Origin of the sequence: Moellerella wisconsensis ATCC 35017, assembly GCF_001294465.1 — a bacterium.
Taxonomy (GTDB): domain Bacteria; phylum Pseudomonadota; class Gammaproteobacteria; order Enterobacterales; family Enterobacteriaceae; genus Moellerella; species Moellerella wisconsensis.
Map to the genome: position 1 here is coordinate 78,063 of NZ_LGAA01000010.1, position 15,499 is coordinate 93,561.

The following is a 15,499-nucleotide window of genomic DNA, read 5'->3' on the forward strand; positions in this document are numbered from 1 at the left end:
TTAGCGGAAAATTGGAACTGAGAATCGAATGAGTGACTATAAAAACACCTTGAATCTACCTGAAACAGGGTTTCCTATGCGTGGTGATCTCGCTAAACGCGAGCCACAAATGTTAGATAACTGGTATAAAGAAGGCTTGTATCAGGCTATTCGTGAAGCAAAATCGGGCAAAAAAATGTTTATTTTGCACGATGGCCCTCCGTACGCCAACGGCAATATTCATATTGGTCACTCAGTCAACAAAATTCTCAAAGATATTATTATTAAATCCAAAGGGTTATCAGGTTTTGATTCACCGTATATCCCTGGTTGGGATTGCCATGGTTTACCAATCGAGCATAAAGTTGAGCAGATTGTCGGTAAACCGGGCGAAAAAGTTTCCGCCGCTGAATTCCGTGCCGAATGCCGTAAATATGCAAAAGAACAAATCGAAGGCCAGAAAGCTGATTTCATTCGTCTTGGTGTTTTAGGCGATTGGGAACATCCTTATCTGACCATGGATTTTAAAACAGAAGCTAACATTATTCGTGCACTCGCTAAAACTATCGCTAACGGTCACTTAGTGAAAGGCGCAAAACCGGTTCATTGGTGTACCGCATGTGGTTCATCACTGGCAGAAGCGGAAGTTGAATATTACGATAAAACATCGCCATCTATTTATGTCCGTTTCCCTGCGGTTGATAGCGCTGTTGTGGCTGAAAAATTTGCGTTTAACGCTGATGGTCAGTCCGTTTCAATGATTATTTGGACAACCACTCCATGGACGTTGCCAGCTAACCGTGCTATTTCATTGAATCCTGAATTTAATTATCAGCTATTAAAAGCTAATGGCGAGCTGATGATTTTGGCTGAGGATTTAGTCGAAGATGTGATGAAAACGGTCGGTATTTCTGAGTGGCAAGTTGTCGGTCAATGTACGGGCAGTGAACTTGAATTACTGCGCTTCAATCATCCATTTATGGGCTTCGATGTTCCCGTTATCTTAGGCGACCACGTCACGCTAGATGCAGGTACGGGCGCAGTGCATACTGCACCAGGCCACGGTCCTGAAGACTATGTCATTGGTCAAAAATATGATTTAGAAGTTGCTAATCCAGTCGGTCCAGATGGGTGCTTCTTAGCTAATACTTATCCGGAATTAGACGGCGTATTTATTTTCAAAGCGAATGATATTGTCGTTAATTTATTAGATGAAAAAGGCACACTGCTGTTTAAACAACCGATTCAGCATAGCTATCCATGCTGTTGGCGTCATAAAACACCGGTTATTTTCCGTGCGACTCCGCAATGGTTTATCGGTATGGATAAAAACGGTCTGCGTAAACAATCACTGAAAGAAATTGATGTCGTCGAGTGGATCCCTGGTTGGGGACGTGCACGTATCGAATCTATGGTTGAAAATCGCCCAGACTGGTGTATCTCTCGTCAGCGTACTTGGGGCACGCCAATGTCTCTCTTCGTACATAATGAAACCGAAGAATTGCATCCGCGTACGCTTGAGCTGATGGAAGAAGTGGCTAAACGTGTAGAAGTTGATGGGATTCAAGCGTGGTGGGATCTTGACCCGGCGGATTTATTAGGCGCAGATGCGGCTAATTACCGTAAAGTTCCAGATACACTGGATGTATGGTTTGACTCTGGCTCGACCCATTTTGCGGTGGTTGATGCGCGTCCTGAGTTTAAAGGTCATTCTGCTGATATCTATTTGGAAGGCTCAGACCAGCACCGTGGTTGGTTTATGTCATCGCTGATGTTATCTACCGCGATGAAAGGCAAAGCGCCTTACCGTCAGGTTCTGACTCACGGTTTCACCGTTGATGGCCAAGGCCGTAAAATGTCAAAATCACTGGGCAATACGGTAAGCCCACAAGATGTGATGAATAAACTGGGTGCCGATATTCTGCGCTTATGGGTAGCTTCAACCGATTACGCGGGTGAAATTGCTGTTTCTGATGAAATCTTGAAACGCGCTGCTGATTCATATCGCCGTATTCGTAATACTGCCCGTTTCTTGCTGGCGAACTTAAACGGTTTTAATCCAGAAACCGATCAGGTTAAACCAGAAGATATGGTCAGCCTTGATCGCTGGGCGGTAGGCCGTGCAAAAGTAGCACAAGAAGAAATCTTGAAACATTACGAAGAGTATGATTTCTTATCAGTGGTTCAGCGCCTGATGCATTTCTGTTCTATCGAAATGGGTTCTTTCTACCTCGATATAATTAAAGATCGTCAATATACGGCGAAAAGCGACAGTATTGCGCGTCGTAGCTGTCAAACCGCGTTGTACCATATATCAGAAGCTATGGTTCGTTGGATTGCGCCTATTCTGTCCTTTACCGCAGAAGAAATTTGGCAGCAGATGCCGGGCGAGCGCAGTAAATTTGTATTAACTGAAGAGTGGTACGAGCAGCTGTTTGGCTTAAAAGCCGATGAGCAAATGAATGATGATTTCTGGGCTGAATTGCTGATTATTCGTAGCGAAGTGAACAAAGTGCTTGAACAAGCACGTACTGATAAACATATCAGAAGTTCATTGGAAGCCGCTGTAACTCTGTATGTAGATAGCCAATTAGCGCAAAAACTGAATCAACTTGGTGATGAATTACGTTTTGCTCTGCTGACATCGCAAGCCAAAGTAGTCGATATCGCACAAGCACCAGCCGAAGCTCAAGACAGCGAGCTGAGCGGTCTGAAAATTGCCTTTAGCAAAGCCGAAGGTGAAAAATGCCCTCGTTGCTGGCATTACACGACCGATATCGGTAAAGATGCAGAGCATGCTGATTTGTGTGGCCGCTGTGTTACTAATGTCGCCGGTGACGGTGAAAAGCGTAAGTTTGCATAATGAAGACACCCATTTTTTCCACTGGTTTACGTTGGTTATGGTTAACTGTATTGGTCTTAATTCTGGATATTGCGATTAAACAATACGTTTATCAAAATTTCAGACTGTATGTACCGATTGAAGTTACGTCATTTTTTAATCTAATGTATGCGCAAAATTTTGGCGCTGCATTTAGCTTTTTAGCCGATAAAGGTGGCTGGCAGCGCTGGTTCTTTGCGGGAATAGCTATTGCTATTTCAGTGATTTTAATCGTCATGATGTATCGCCAAAGTGCCGCTAAAAGATTAAGTAACATAGCCTATGCCTTGATTATTGGTGGGGCGATTGGGAATTTAATTGATCGTCTAATGCATGGATTTGTGATCGACTATCTCGATTTTTATGTTGGGAATTGGCATTGGCCGACATTTAATCTTGCCGATATGGCAATTTGTGTCGGAGCGGCGTTAATTATTTTCGAAAGTTTTTTACCCGAAAATAAATCGCAGGCCAAGCAGGCTAAATAGTTGGTTGGATAGCCTGTAAGAGATCGGCCTTACCATGACACCTTATCAGCCCGGTTCGCCGGGCTGATTTTTATTTTTGCTAATAGGTTTTATACATGTCTACGCAGGTGCAGGAGCACAGTGCAGTTTTACTGCACTTTACGCTTAAACTGGAAGATGGCTCAACCGCTGATTCGTCACTCAGTCAGGGAAAACCGACCTTATTTCGTCTCGGGGATAACTCACTGTCTCCAGAATTAGAAGCTGAACTTCTTGGGTTGACTGTGGGGGAGAAAAAACAGTTTACTCTGCCCGGTGATACCGTTTTTGGTAAAAGTAATCCTGATTTAGTTCAGTATTTTCATTTACGTGATTTTATTGATTCTGGGATCCCAGAAATTGGGACTATTATTCTGTTTACGGCCATTAATGGCAGTGAAATGCCAGGTGTTGTAAAATCAATCGATGGTGAATCAATCACCGTTGATTTTAATCATCCTCTCGCCGAACAAAATATCACTTTCGATATTGAAGTGCTTGAGATTGACCCGCAAATGGAGAGTCAAAATGCAGATATTGCTGGCTAATCCTCGTGGATTTTGCGCGGGTGTTGATCGCGCAATTAGTATTGTCGAGCGTGCGTTAGAAATGTATGGCGCACCTATTTATGTACGCCATGAAGTAGTACATAACCGCTACGTAGTAAATAATCTGCGTGAACGCGGTGCGATTTTCATCGAAGAAATATCTGATGTCCCTGATGGCGCTATTCTGATTTTCTCAGCCCATGGTGTGTCACAGGCTATTCGTCAAGAAGCCCGAGAACGTAATTTAACTATGCTATTTGATGCGACCTGTCCGTTGGTCACTAAAGTGCATATGGAAGTCGCTCGCGCGAGCCGTAAAGGCAAAGAAGCCATTTTAATTGGCCATGCTGGGCACCCTGAAGTTGAAGGCACGATGGGGCAGTATAACAACCCTGAAGGCGGGATGTACTTGGTCGAAAATCCACAAGATGTATTGAAACTCCAAGTTAAAGATGAAGATAATCTGAGTTTTATGACCCAGACTACGCTGTCTGTAGATGATACTTCGGATGTTATTGATGCTTTGGTTAAGCGATTCCCTAAAATTGTCGGACCACGTAAAGATGATATCTGTTATGCCACAACTAATCGTCAAGAAGCGGCTCGTGATTTAGCCCAGCAGGCAGATATTGTACTGGTGGTGGGGTCAAAAAACTCGTCCAATTCAAATCGATTAGCTGAACTTGCATCGCGTATGGATAAACCTGCTTATTTGATTGATTCTGCTGACGATATTCAAACTGAATGGCTAGAAAATAAACAGATTATTGGGTTGACTGCGGGGGCTTCAGCGCCTGATATTTTAGTGCGCCAAGTGATTGAGCGTTTACAGCAGTTAGGCGCCGGTGAGGTGACTGATTTGCAGGGGCGCGAAGAAAACATTGTTTTTGAAGTGCCTAAAGAACTGCGCGTCGATGTTAAACAAGTGATTTAAAAAATGGCTTCATCGTCTTTTTTGTCATTGTTTAGCAATAATATCATTCTAAGTTAGTAGAGTGGCTGCCTATTTTTAATGCCATCTTAAGCGTATAAAGATGGCATCTCTCCCTATTTTTTCCTTTTTTTAGTCATACTTTTCCCTCTTCATGTTTTATTACAAGTTTTTCTGATAATTCCATGGCTTTATAGGCTTTTGTTAATAACTGTCGTTTAACACTGGCACAGCTCAACGATGATCGCTAATCTGTTATTAATTTCTTTAAATCATATTTTAAGTAAGGGAAAACATGACAGATTCATTAGTGCGAGTTGCTATTGTTGGGGCTGGTGGGCGCATGGGACGTCAATTGATCCAAGCGACAGCACAACTGGATGGCGTCTGCCTTGGTGCAGCAATCGAACGTGTTGGTTCATCTTTGGTAGATGTCGATGCGGGTGAAATGGCAGGAATAGGCTGTAATGGCGTGCTGATTCAAGATGATTTGGCGAAAATTACGGATAATTTTGATGTGGTTATCGATTTTACTCGCCCAGAAGCCACACTTAATTATCTATCAATTTGCTGTGCACATCATAAAGCCATGGTTATTGGCACTACCGGATTTGATGATGCGGGTAAACAAGCCATTGCTGATGCGGCGCACTCTATTCCAATTGTTTTTGCTGCCAATTTTAGCGTTGGAGTGAACTTAGTGCTGAAATTGCTAGAAAAAGCGGCAAAAATCATGGGCGATTATAGCGATATTGAAATTATTGAAGCTCATCATCGCCATAAAGTAGATGCGCCTTCAGGCACTGCATTGGCCATGGGAGAATCAATCGCCCACGCATTAGGCCGCTCACTGAAAGATTGTGCGGTTTATACGCGTGAAGGCTATACCGGAGAACGCAAACCACACACTATTGGTTTTGCGACAGTGAGAGCTGGCGATATAGTCGGCGAGCATACCGCAATGTTTGCTGATATCGGCGAGCGAGTTGAAATAACTCATAAGGCTTCGAGTCGAATGACCTTTGCAAATGGCGCTGTTAAGGCTTCTGTTTGGTTAAAGTCTAAAAATAAAGGATTATTTGATATGAAAGATGTGCTTAATCTTGATTCACTTTAATTTAATTGTTTTTTAATTAATTGATAAATCACAATAATAATAACTTTATTGTGATTTATCTCTTTGTAATTATCAATTATTATTTATTTGGTTGTTTTTGTTGTTTATCTTTGTTTTTAACTGCCGTTGTGATTAATAATTCACCGCTATAAGCGTGATGGCTGTTTTTCTATAACGCTTTTTAATTATCTTCTATTGCAATCGTTTACTTTACTCATATGAGACTTTGTTTTACTGTTTATAGGGACTTAATAGGGTCAAAGAAAGAAAAAAGTAATAAATATAATGATTTTTCTAGACAACTGCCCTTTGCATCATTAGAATGCGCGCAATTTGCCAAATTTTTGCTTAAAAAAGCAATTTGGCATTGATTTAGATCCTCAAATCTGAATTAATATGCACAAACCGTGATTTATTATTCCCTGGAGGGTGTTTTGATAAAGTCAGCTATATTGGTTCTGGAAGACGGAACCCAATTCCATGGCCGCGCTATCGGTGCTGTCGGTGCCGCCGTTGGAGAAGTCGTTTTCAATACGTCAATGACCGGATACCAAGAAATTCTTACAGACCCTTCCTATTCCCGCCAAATTGTTACTCTCACTTATCCCCATATCGGTAATGTCGGCACCAACGCTGATGATGAAGAGTCACCTCGCGTGCATGCTCAAGGGTTAGTTATTCGTGATTTACCTTTGGTGTATAGTAATTTCCGTGGACAAGAAAGTTTGTCTGATTATTTGAAGCGCCAGCAGATTGTTGCTATCGCCGATATAGATACGAGGAAATTGACGCGCATACTAAGAGAGAAAGGCGCACAGAACGGTTGCATTATTGCCGGTGATAATTTAGATCCCGCAGTTGCTTTAGAAAAAGCTAAAGCTTTTGGCGGATTAAATGGTTTAGATTTAGCTAAAGAAGTCACAACGCGTGAAGCGTATCCATGGTCACAAGGTTCATGGACCTTACAAGACGGTCAGCAAGCTGCGAAAGATCCGGCTGAGTTACCGTATCATGTTGTCGCTTACGATTTTGGGGCTAAGCGTAATATTTTACGGATGTTAGTGGATAGAGGCTGTCGTTTGACCGTTGTTCCTGCTGATACCTCTGCTGAAGACGTTTTAAAAATGGCACCAGACGGTATTTTCTTATCCAATGGCCCTGGCGACCCAGCCCCATGTGACTACGCGATTAACGCTATTAAACAATTTTTAACCACCGACATTCCTGTTTTTGGTATCTGTTTAGGGCACCAGTTATTAGCCTTAGCCAGTGGTGCACGTACGATAAAAATGAAATTTGGTCACCACGGTGCCAATCATCCAGTTAAAGATATCGATAACGATGTGGTGATGATCACCGCACAGAATCACGGTTTTGCTGTAGATGAGACGACATTACCCGCTAACTTGCGTGTGACGCACAAATCATTATTTGATGGCACATTGCAAGGTATTCATCGCACTGACAAACCGGCATTTAGTTTTCAAGGACACCCAGAAGCCAGCTCAGGGCCACATGATGCAGCGAAACTGTTCGATCACTTTATCGAGTTGATCACCGCATATCGTCAAGAAAATCCACGTAGCACAGCTGAATAATTGGGAGCGGAAAATGGCAAAACGTACAGATATTAAAAGCATCCTGATCCTTGGAGCAGGGCCTATTGTTATTGGTCAGGCATGTGAATTCGATTATTCAGGTGCTCAAGCATGTAAAGCATTGCGGGAAGAAGGCTATCGGGTGATTCTGGTGAACTCTAACCCAGCGACCATTATGACTGATCCTGAAATGGCGGATGCCACGTATATTGAGCCGATCCACTGGGAAGTTGTGCGTAAGATCATCGAAAAAGAACGCCCAGATGCTGTTTTACCTACGATGGGTGGACAAACTGCACTTAACTGCGCATTAGAACTTGAACGCAAAGGCGTACTAAAAGAATTTGGCGTCACCATGATTGGTGCAACTGCCGATGCTATCGATAAAGCTGAAGACCGCCAGCGTTTTGATAAAGCGATGAAAAAAATCGGTCTTGAAACTGCCCGTTCTGGTATTGCGCATACCATGGAAGAAGCTTATGCGGTTGCCGATGATGTTGGTTTTCCTTGTATTATTCGTCCGTCATTTACCATGGGTGGCAGCGGTGGTGGTATCGCTTATAACCGTGAAGAATTCGAAGAAATATGTACCCGCGGTTTAGATTTATCACCGACCAATGAATTATTGATTGATGAATCATTAATTGGTTGGAAAGAGTATGAAATGGAAGTTGTGCGCGATAAAAATGATAACTGCATTATCGTGTGCTCAATCGAAAACTTTGATGCCATGGGTATTCATACCGGCGACTCAATCACTGTTGCTCCGGCACAAACATTAACTGATAAAGAATACCAAATCATGCGAGATGCCTCGATGGCAGTATTGCGTGAAATTGGCGTGGAAACCGGCGGTTCAAACGTTCAGTTCTCGGTAAACCCTAAGAATGGCCGTTTGATTGTTATCGAAATGAACCCGCGTGTTTCGCGTTCTTCAGCTTTAGCTTCAAAAGCGACCGGCTTCCCGATTGCCAAAATTGCGGCAAAATTAGCGGTCGGTTATACCCTTGATGAGTTGATGAATGATATCACAGGTGGATTAACGCCAGCCTCTTTCGAGCCATCAATTGACTATGTCGTCACTAAAATTCCACGTTTTAACTTTGAAAAATTCGCTGGAACTAACGATCGTCTGACAACACAAATGAAATCTGTGGGCGAAGTGATGGCGATTGGCCGTACATTCCAAGAATCAATGCAAAAAGCATTGCGCGGTCTGGAAGTTGGCGCGACCGGATTTGATCCAAAAGTCAGCTTAGATGATCCTGAATCCTTGACACGTATTCGCCGTGAGCTTAAAGATGCCGGCGCTGAGCGTGCTTGGTATATCGCCGATGCTTTTCGCGCGGGATTATCTATCGATGGCGTGTTTAATTTGACTAACATCGACCGCTGGTTCTTAGTGCAAATTGAAGAACTAGTCCGTCTCGAAGAGCAAGTTGCAGAGCTGGGCATTAACGGATTAACTAAAGAATTCTTGTACCATTTGAAACGCAAAGGATTTGCAGATGCTCGTTTAGCCAGCCTAGTCGGTGTTTCTGAAGCCGAAGTGCGTAAATTACGCCAAGGTTATGGTTTGCATCCCGTTTATAAACGTGTCGATACCTGTGCAGCGGAGTTCTCTACGGATACCGCTTACATGTATTCAACTTATGAAGAAGAGTGCGAATCTAATCCGAGCGACGCCAAACCAAAAATTATGGTTCTGGGGGGCGGGCCTAACCGTATCGGACAAGGGATTGAATTTGACTATTGCTGTGTTCATGCAGCATTGGCTTTGCGTGAAGATGGTTATGAAACCATTATGGTCAATTGCAACCCTGAAACAGTTTCAACCGACTATGATACCTCCGACCGTCTTTATTTTGAACCTGTTACTTTAGAAGATGTGTTAGAAATTGTACGTATTGAACAGCCGAAAGGCGTTATTGTTCAATATGGCGGTCAAACGCCACTGAAATTAGCACGTGCACTTGAAGCTGCGGGTGTTCCTGTTATCGGTACTAGCCCAGATGCTATCGACCGAGCGGAAGATAGGGAGCGTTTCCAGCAAGCAGTAAACCGCTTAAACCTGAAACAGCCAGAAAATGCGACGGTAACAGCGATTGAACAGGCGGTAGAAAAAGCCAATTTGATTGGCTATCCATTGGTTGTGCGCCCATCTTATGTGCTTGGTGGTCGAGCGATGGAGATTGTTAACGATGAGATAGATTTACGTCGCTATTTCCAGACGGCGGTTAGCGTTTCAAACGATGCACCGGTACTTCTTGATCGCTTCTTAGATGATGCTGTTGAAGTCGATGTTGATGCCATTTGTGACGGTGAAATGGTCTTTATTGGTGGAATTATGGAGCATATCGAACAAGCGGGAGTTCACTCTGGTGACTCAGCATGTTCATTGCCTGCCTATACATTAAGCCAAGAAATTCAAGATGTGATGCGTGAGCAAGTCAGAAAACTGGCATTCGAATTACGTGTTCGTGGGTTGATGAATGTCCAATTTGCGGTAAAAGGCAACGAAGTTTATCTGATTGAAGTTAATCCGCGTGCAGCAAGAACCGTCCCTTTTGTATCTAAAGCGACTGGTGTGCCGTTAGCCAAAGTAGCCGCGCGCGTGATGGTAGGACAAACCTTAGCAGAACAAGGTGTGACAGAGGAAGTCATTCCACCTTATTATTCGGTGAAAGAAGTGGTGCTGCCGTTTAACAAATTCCTCGGTGTTGACCCTATCTTAGGGCCAGAAATGCGCTCGACTGGTGAGGTTATGGGAGTTGGCCGTACATTCGCCGAAGCGTTCGCCAAAGCGATGTTGGGCAGCAGTTCGACCATGAAAAAATCAGGCCGTGCCTTATTATCAGTGCGTGAAGGTGATAAAACGCGTGTGGTCGATTTAGCCGCTAAATTATTAAAACATGGCTTTGAACTCGATGCGACTCACGGTACAGCTATCGTGTTAGGGGAAGCGGGGATCAATCCACGTTTGGTTAATAAGGTACATGAAGGACGCCCACATATTCAGGATAGAATTAAGAATGGTGAATATGACTATATCGTTAATACAACGGCAGGTCGCCAGGCTATCGAAGATTCTAAACTGATGCGTCGCAGTGCGCTGCAATATAAAGTGCATTACGATACTACGCTAAATGGCGGTTTTGCGACAACGATGTCATTAAGTGCCGATCCTACTGAAACCGTGATTTCAGTGCAGGAAATGCATGCGCTAATTAATGCTAAAAATTGACAGTATAAAAGCTAATGATATAAAAAATTAATTAGTTTGTTCAATGAAAATAGCCCGGTGGTCATACCGGGCTATTTATTTTTTGAGCCAATTAAAAATTAATCTGCGCGGCTAAAGGTATAAGGATTTGGGCCAAGTCGTTTACCTTGATCCAGTAAATTAATCGCTAAAACTTCACTTTTGTCTAATTTAAAATCAAAGACAGCTAAGTTTTCTATAATTCGTGATTCAGTGACAGATTTAGGGATAACGACTAAGCCGCGATCGATATGCCAGCGGATCACAATCTGTGCTGGTGTTTTTGCATATTTTTTACTTAATGCTTGAATAATTTCGCTATCGAAGACCCCATTACCGCCTTGAGCCAGAGGGCTCCAAGATTCGGTCACTATATCATGACATTTTTGCCAGCACGCCAGCTCAAGTTGAGCGTGCAGTGGGTGAATTTCTACCTGATTGATCACCGGCTTAACACCAGTTTCTGCTTCTAAGCGCAGTAAATGTGCTGGTTGGAAGTTACATACACCGATACTTTTAGCGAGGCCCGATTTTTGTAATTCAATCATTTGCTGCCAAGCATCAACATAATGCCCTTGTTCTGGGACTGGCCAGTGCATCAAATACAGATCAACATAGTCCAATTGCAATTTTTTTAAGCTATCGGTCAATGCTTTACGTGCATGTTGTTGGTCTGTATTCCATAACTTGGTGGTGATAAACAGAGATTCTCTAGGCACTGACGTGGTACTCAATGCTTTTCCTACGCCTTCTTCATTCTGATAAATTGCTGCGGTATCGATGGAACGATAGCCGTTATCAAGCGCGGTGTGTACTGCATTCTCGGCCTGATCATTTGTCGCTTGCCAAACACCTAATCCTAATTGCGGCATGCGATTCCCATCAGCTAGCGTGATGTAAGTTTGCTTATCCATGATTATCTCCTTAATAGTGAGTATCAATCTGTATTAAACATAGCACGAGTGAATTGCATTGAAAGGCTATTTGATGCGGTATACGTATATTTACTTTATAGAAATATTTAGCAAAGAGATGATTTTAGCCGAGGTCAAAATACTGAAAATAATGAGTCGGCATTTGGTGCGGCTTATATATAAAATTAAGCTCGCACCTATTTGGCACCTACAGTATCAATGTGGTGAGTCGTATCTATTTATCGACTAATTAATGGCTTGAGCGATTTTTTCGGTGCTTCCAGTACATAACTATTGAGCCGATAAGCCCAGCAACCAGCAATAAAATCGGTAATATCATTAATGCGCTCATAACCAATTGTTCGTGTTGCTTAATAAATGGAATTTGATTTAGAGCATAGCCGAGAGTCACTATGAGGCCGACCCATAATAATCCACTTAACCAGTTAAATAGCTGGAAACGACGATGACTTAGCTCGGATAATCCGGCTAATACTGGTAACAAGGTGCGAACAAATGCCAGAAAACGCCCGATTAATAGCGCATATAATCCTTGATTATGAAACAAATGATTGGCTTTGTGATGATATTCTTGCGGCAATTGTTCTAGCCAGCGTTTGACCACCTTGGTATCACTTAGCCATCGCCCTTGCAGAAAACCTAGCCAACAGCCGAGGCTAGCGGCGACCGTCAAGATTAATATCGTAGGGATAAAATGTAAAACCCCTTTAGCAATCAAGGCACCGGAGAGGATTAACAGTGTATCTCCCGGTAAGAATGCCGCCGGTAACACACCATTCTCTAAAACGATAACGATAAAAAGAACCCCATAAATAACCCAAAGGATATCGGGATTGGAGAGTTTCATGAAATCGTGATCCCAAAGGGCACGCACAATTTCGTGTAATACTTCCATAATCGTTCCTGTTATTTGCTGATAAATTATATTTATTAGCTATTTTACAATAAAAAAAACCTTCCGTTTTGATTTGTTTACGTTAAAAGGCCGAAGGAGCAATGATCTAGATAAATATACTGAGTATTGTTTTTTCACTGCTCCGGTATTTGCAATTAAAGTCGTGCAAATGCGGCGGCTAAATCGGCAATTAAATCGGTACTATCTTCTAAACCAACATGCAGGCGGAATAGGGTTCCTGCGGCTGGAGTATAATCATATTGTCGCATCGCTCGGAGATCTTCGGGTTGATAACCTAAAATGAGTGATTCATAGCCGCCCCATGAAAATGCCATTTTAAAATGGGTAAAATAATCGAGAAAATTCTGGAACTGCTGGCCGGATAACGTCTGTTTTAAGCTAAAAGAGAACAAGCCATTACAGCCACTAAAATCGCGTTTAAATATTTCATGTCCAGGGCAACTCGCTAATGCGGGGTGATAAACACATTCAACTTCAGGGCGTTTCTCTAACCAATGTGCAATTTCGAGGCTACTTTTTTCATGCTGTTTTAAGCGTACTGCGAGTGTATGTAGACCACGTCCTGCCATATAAATACTATCGGGATCAGCCGTTTGCCCTAACAAATAAGAGTTTTCACGTAAGGTATCAATACAGCGTTGGTTAGCCACAGCAATACCCAGCATGCCATCAGAATGCCCATTAATATACTTAGTGGCTGATTGAATAGAAATATCAACATCATGATCCAGTGGTTTAAACAGCACTCCCGCAGCCCAAGTATTATCCATCATTATGATAATTTCGGGATTATAACTACGCACTGCTTGTACGATCGCCGGAATATCTTGGATCTCCATGGTAATAGAGCTGGGGGACTCAAGGAAAACCACCCGAGTATTTGGTTGCAGATAATCGGTAATATCTTCGCCTATAAGTGGATTTATATAGCTCGTTTTCACCTTCAGTTTACTGAGGATCTGATCGCAAAAATTCTGGGTTGGATCATAAACAGCACCACTCACTACGATATGAGAGTCGGCTTGGATAAATGCGAGGATAGAATTTGTGATAGCGGCTGCACCAGAAGGATACAATACACATCCCGCACCTTCTTCTAATTCAGTCATTGCCTGCTGAAAGGCAAAATGCGTTTGCGTACCTCGGCGGCCATAAAATAAGGCTTGTTTACTGCGATTAGTAGTGGCGTGTTGTTTATCCGCCAGCGAATCAAAGATAATGGAAGAGGAGCGTTGAATAATCGGATTTACGCCTTTTTGAGTATATTTGGCATCTCTGCCTATCTGGACTAACTGTGTGTATAATTTTTCGTTTGTCATATTGGCCTCTCGATCCCTAAATACTTCGAATTGCTATTAATCTAAAACTACATAGGCTGATTTTTTATTTAACAAAGCCTTGCTTTGACGTTAAATGATTTTGCTTGATAAGTACAAATAGAAATCTTGAACCTGATAATTATTCAATTTGATCGGGAAAATAGATAAAAAAAAGTTATCGACTATTTAATCAAGTTAGTTTTTTTGGGAAAATAACAAAAAAATGCTGAATAGTAATGATAATTACTATCAATTCATCTTGTGTCTGCTATTATTTGCCATGTTTTTCTAGCATATATTCAGCGTAGTTTGAATTATCAGCGACGGTAATGTTAAAACTGCGGTTATTTTCAGCACTTTTCTTATGCTCCAGAATAGCTTTAAGATAGCTTTATTGAACATCTCTCTGTATTCCAGAGGAGTATTAGCAAAGAAAAGTGGCGCATAGCATTTGCGGATGGATGTGTGCTTTGCGGGGTTAGTCGATGTAAAGGAAGTTCATCGCGACTAAATATTCATTAAATAGGTAAAAGAGAGTAATAGGCCAACTGATGCGTAAATTGACAGCTTCTATTCTATTGGCAATCGGCTTGTCGGGTTCTGCGGTTGCAGATACCACTCCCGCAACGCCAAATGCAGAACAATCAGCACCACTAAATTCAGTTTCATCTAATTCTAGCGCAGTAAATGGCCAAACAATCGCGGAATCTAAGCCTGATTCGGCAATACCTGCGATTACTGAGAATAATGCGTCTTTAGAAGGCAATGAAGGACGGCCAGTGGCGGTTGAAGAATTCGTCGCTGAACAACCCAAAGGTGGATTTAATGAAGACCTATCTGTTTGGGGAATGTATCAAAATGCCGATGTAGTGGTAAAAGTGGTTATGATCGGCTTAATTATTGCCTCAGTAATCACTTGGGCATTATTTTTCTCCAAAGGTGCCGAGCTAATAACTGCCCGTCGTCGATTGAAAAAAGAGCAACGGGCTTTAGCCGATGTAGCTTCGCTGGATGAAGCACTGTCAATTGCTGAAAAATTTAGCAAAACCAGTATCTCATATTTGCTATTAAATGAAGCGGCCTCAGAGCGTACTCTCTCATTAAATAGCACCGATCTTGCCGGTACAAAAGAGCGAACAACATTTCGTCTTGAGCGCGCTGTTGCGGCAATTAGTCGTTATATGGGACGAGGTAATGGCTATCTTGCAACTATCGGGGCTATTTCTCCATTTGTCGGGCTTTTTGGCACGGTATGGGGAATAATGAACAGTTTTATTGGTATCGCGCACTCACAAACAACTAATCTGGCGGTTGTGGCTCCTGGTATTGCTGAGGCATTGTTGGCAACGGCGATTGGTTTGATTGCGGCGATTCCAGCAGTAGTTATTTATAATATATTTGCTCGTATGATCAACAGCTATCGGGGGCAGGTCGGTGATATGGCAGCACAAGCTGCATTATTGCTAGGTCGTGATCTCGATTTAGAAAATAGCAAAGCAAGGTAATT

The 15,499-nt window shown here is 42.5% G+C and carries 11 protein-coding genes; 8 read left to right on the forward strand and 3 right to left on the reverse strand.

Translation table 11 applies throughout. From position 1 onward, the window contains the following. Positions 1-28: 28 nt before the first annotated feature. The 7 genes from ileS to carB all read left to right on the forward strand — a co-directional run bounded on the left by ileS (position 29) and on the right by carB (position 10,804). Positions 29-2,842: an isoleucine--tRNA ligase gene (ileS, locus tag M992_RS05225; protein ID WP_053907636.1), complete on the forward strand. Its 2,814-nt coding sequence runs from the start codon at positions 29-31 to the stop codon at positions 2,840-2,842. Beyond that, positions 2,842-3,348, forward strand: a complete 507-nt coding sequence (lspA, locus tag M992_RS05230) for a signal peptidase II (RefSeq protein WP_053907637.1) — start codon at positions 2,842-2,844, stop codon at positions 3,346-3,348. The genes ileS and lspA overlap by 1 nt, the downstream gene beginning before the upstream one ends. A 95-nt stretch (positions 3,349-3,443) precedes the next feature. Beyond that, positions 3,444-3,914 (forward strand): FKBP-type peptidyl-prolyl cis-trans isomerase, encoded by a 471-nt coding sequence (gene fkpB / locus M992_RS05235; RefSeq protein ID WP_053907638.1) that lies wholly within the window; start codon positions 3,444-3,446, stop codon positions 3,912-3,914. Then, on the forward strand, positions 3,895-4,848 hold the full coding sequence (ispH, locus tag M992_RS05240; RefSeq protein WP_053907639.1) for a 4-hydroxy-3-methylbut-2-enyl diphosphate reductase: 954 nt from the start codon (positions 3,895-3,897) through the stop codon (positions 4,846-4,848). Before fkpB ends, ispH begins: the two co-directional genes overlap by 20 nt. Positions 4,849-5,140: 292 nt before the next feature. Next, positions 5,141-5,962 carry a 4-hydroxy-tetrahydrodipicolinate reductase gene (gene dapB / locus M992_RS05245; RefSeq protein ID WP_053907640.1) on the forward strand — a complete coding sequence of 274 codons (822 nt, stop codon included), beginning with the start codon at positions 5,141-5,143 and terminating at the stop codon, positions 5,960-5,962. A gap of 434 nt (positions 5,963-6,396) precedes the next feature. Then, entirely contained in the window at positions 6,397-7,560 is a 1,164-nt protein-coding gene (carA, locus tag M992_RS05250; RefSeq protein ID WP_053907641.1) for a glutamine-hydrolyzing carbamoyl-phosphate synthase small subunit, read from the forward strand. 13 nt (positions 7,561-7,573) lie between these two features. Then, positions 7,574-10,804 carry a carbamoyl-phosphate synthase large subunit gene (carB, locus tag M992_RS05255; protein WP_047255082.1) on the forward strand — a complete coding sequence of 1,077 codons (3,231 nt, stop codon included), beginning with the start codon at positions 7,574-7,576 and terminating at the stop codon, positions 10,802-10,804. A gap of 98 nt (positions 10,805-10,902) precedes the next feature. Here carB and dkgA read toward each other — a convergent pair whose 3' ends face one another. The 3 genes from dkgA to metC form a co-directional block, all read right to left on the reverse strand. Beyond that, positions 10,903-11,736, reverse strand: a complete 834-nt coding sequence (gene dkgA, locus M992_RS05260) for a 2,5-didehydrogluconate reductase DkgA (RefSeq protein WP_047255083.1) — start codon at positions 11,734-11,736, stop codon at positions 10,903-10,905. 250 nt (positions 11,737-11,986) lie between these two features. Beyond that, complete coding sequence (locus M992_RS05265) at positions 11,987-12,652, reverse strand: DedA family protein (RefSeq protein ID WP_053907642.1); 666 nt, start codon at positions 12,650-12,652, stop codon at positions 11,987-11,989. Between the two features lie 155 nt (positions 12,653-12,807). Further along, positions 12,808-13,992 (reverse strand): cystathionine beta-lyase, encoded by a 1,185-nt coding sequence (gene metC, locus M992_RS05270; RefSeq protein WP_053907643.1) that lies wholly within the window; start codon positions 13,990-13,992, stop codon positions 12,808-12,810. Positions 13,993-14,543: 551 nt separating this feature from the next. Here metC and exbB point away from each other — a divergent pair. After that, positions 14,544-15,497, forward strand: coding sequence for a tonB-system energizer ExbB (gene exbB / locus M992_RS05275; RefSeq protein WP_053907644.1), 954 nt, complete (start codon positions 14,544-14,546; stop codon positions 15,495-15,497). Positions 15,498-15,499 lie beyond the last annotated feature (2 nt).

What these genes read in the sequence shown, in the direction of transcription:
- ileS (WP_053907636.1), top strand. Translation starts at nt 29, where the DNA reads ATGAGTGACTATAAAAACACCTTGAATCTACCTGAAACAGGGTTTCCT.
- lspA (WP_053907637.1), top strand. Translation starts at nt 2,842, where the DNA reads ATGAAGACACCCATTTTTTCCACTGGTTTACGTTGGTTATGGTTAACT.
- fkpB (WP_053907638.1), top strand. Translation starts at nt 3,444, where the DNA reads ATGTCTACGCAGGTGCAGGAGCACAGTGCAGTTTTACTGCACTTTACG.
- ispH (WP_053907639.1), top strand. Translation starts at nt 3,895, where the DNA reads ATGCAGATATTGCTGGCTAATCCTCGTGGATTTTGCGCGGGTGTTGAT.
- dapB (WP_053907640.1), top strand. Translation starts at nt 5,141, where the DNA reads ATGACAGATTCATTAGTGCGAGTTGCTATTGTTGGGGCTGGTGGGCGC.
- carB (WP_047255082.1), top strand. Translation starts at nt 7,574, where the DNA reads ATGGCAAAACGTACAGATATTAAAAGCATCCTGATCCTTGGAGCAGGG.
- dkgA (WP_047255083.1), bottom strand. Translation starts at nt 11,736, where the DNA reads ATGGATAAGCAAACTTACATCACGCTAGCTGATGGGAATCGCATGCCG.
- M992_RS05265 (WP_053907642.1), bottom strand. Translation starts at nt 12,652, where the DNA reads ATGGAAGTATTACACGAAATTGTGCGTGCCCTTTGGGATCACGATTTC.
- metC (WP_053907643.1), bottom strand. Translation starts at nt 13,992, where the DNA reads ATGACAAACGAAAAATTATACACACAGTTAGTCCAGATAGGCAGAGAT.
- exbB (WP_053907644.1), top strand. Translation starts at nt 14,544, where the DNA reads ATGCGTAAATTGACAGCTTCTATTCTATTGGCAATCGGCTTGTCGGGT.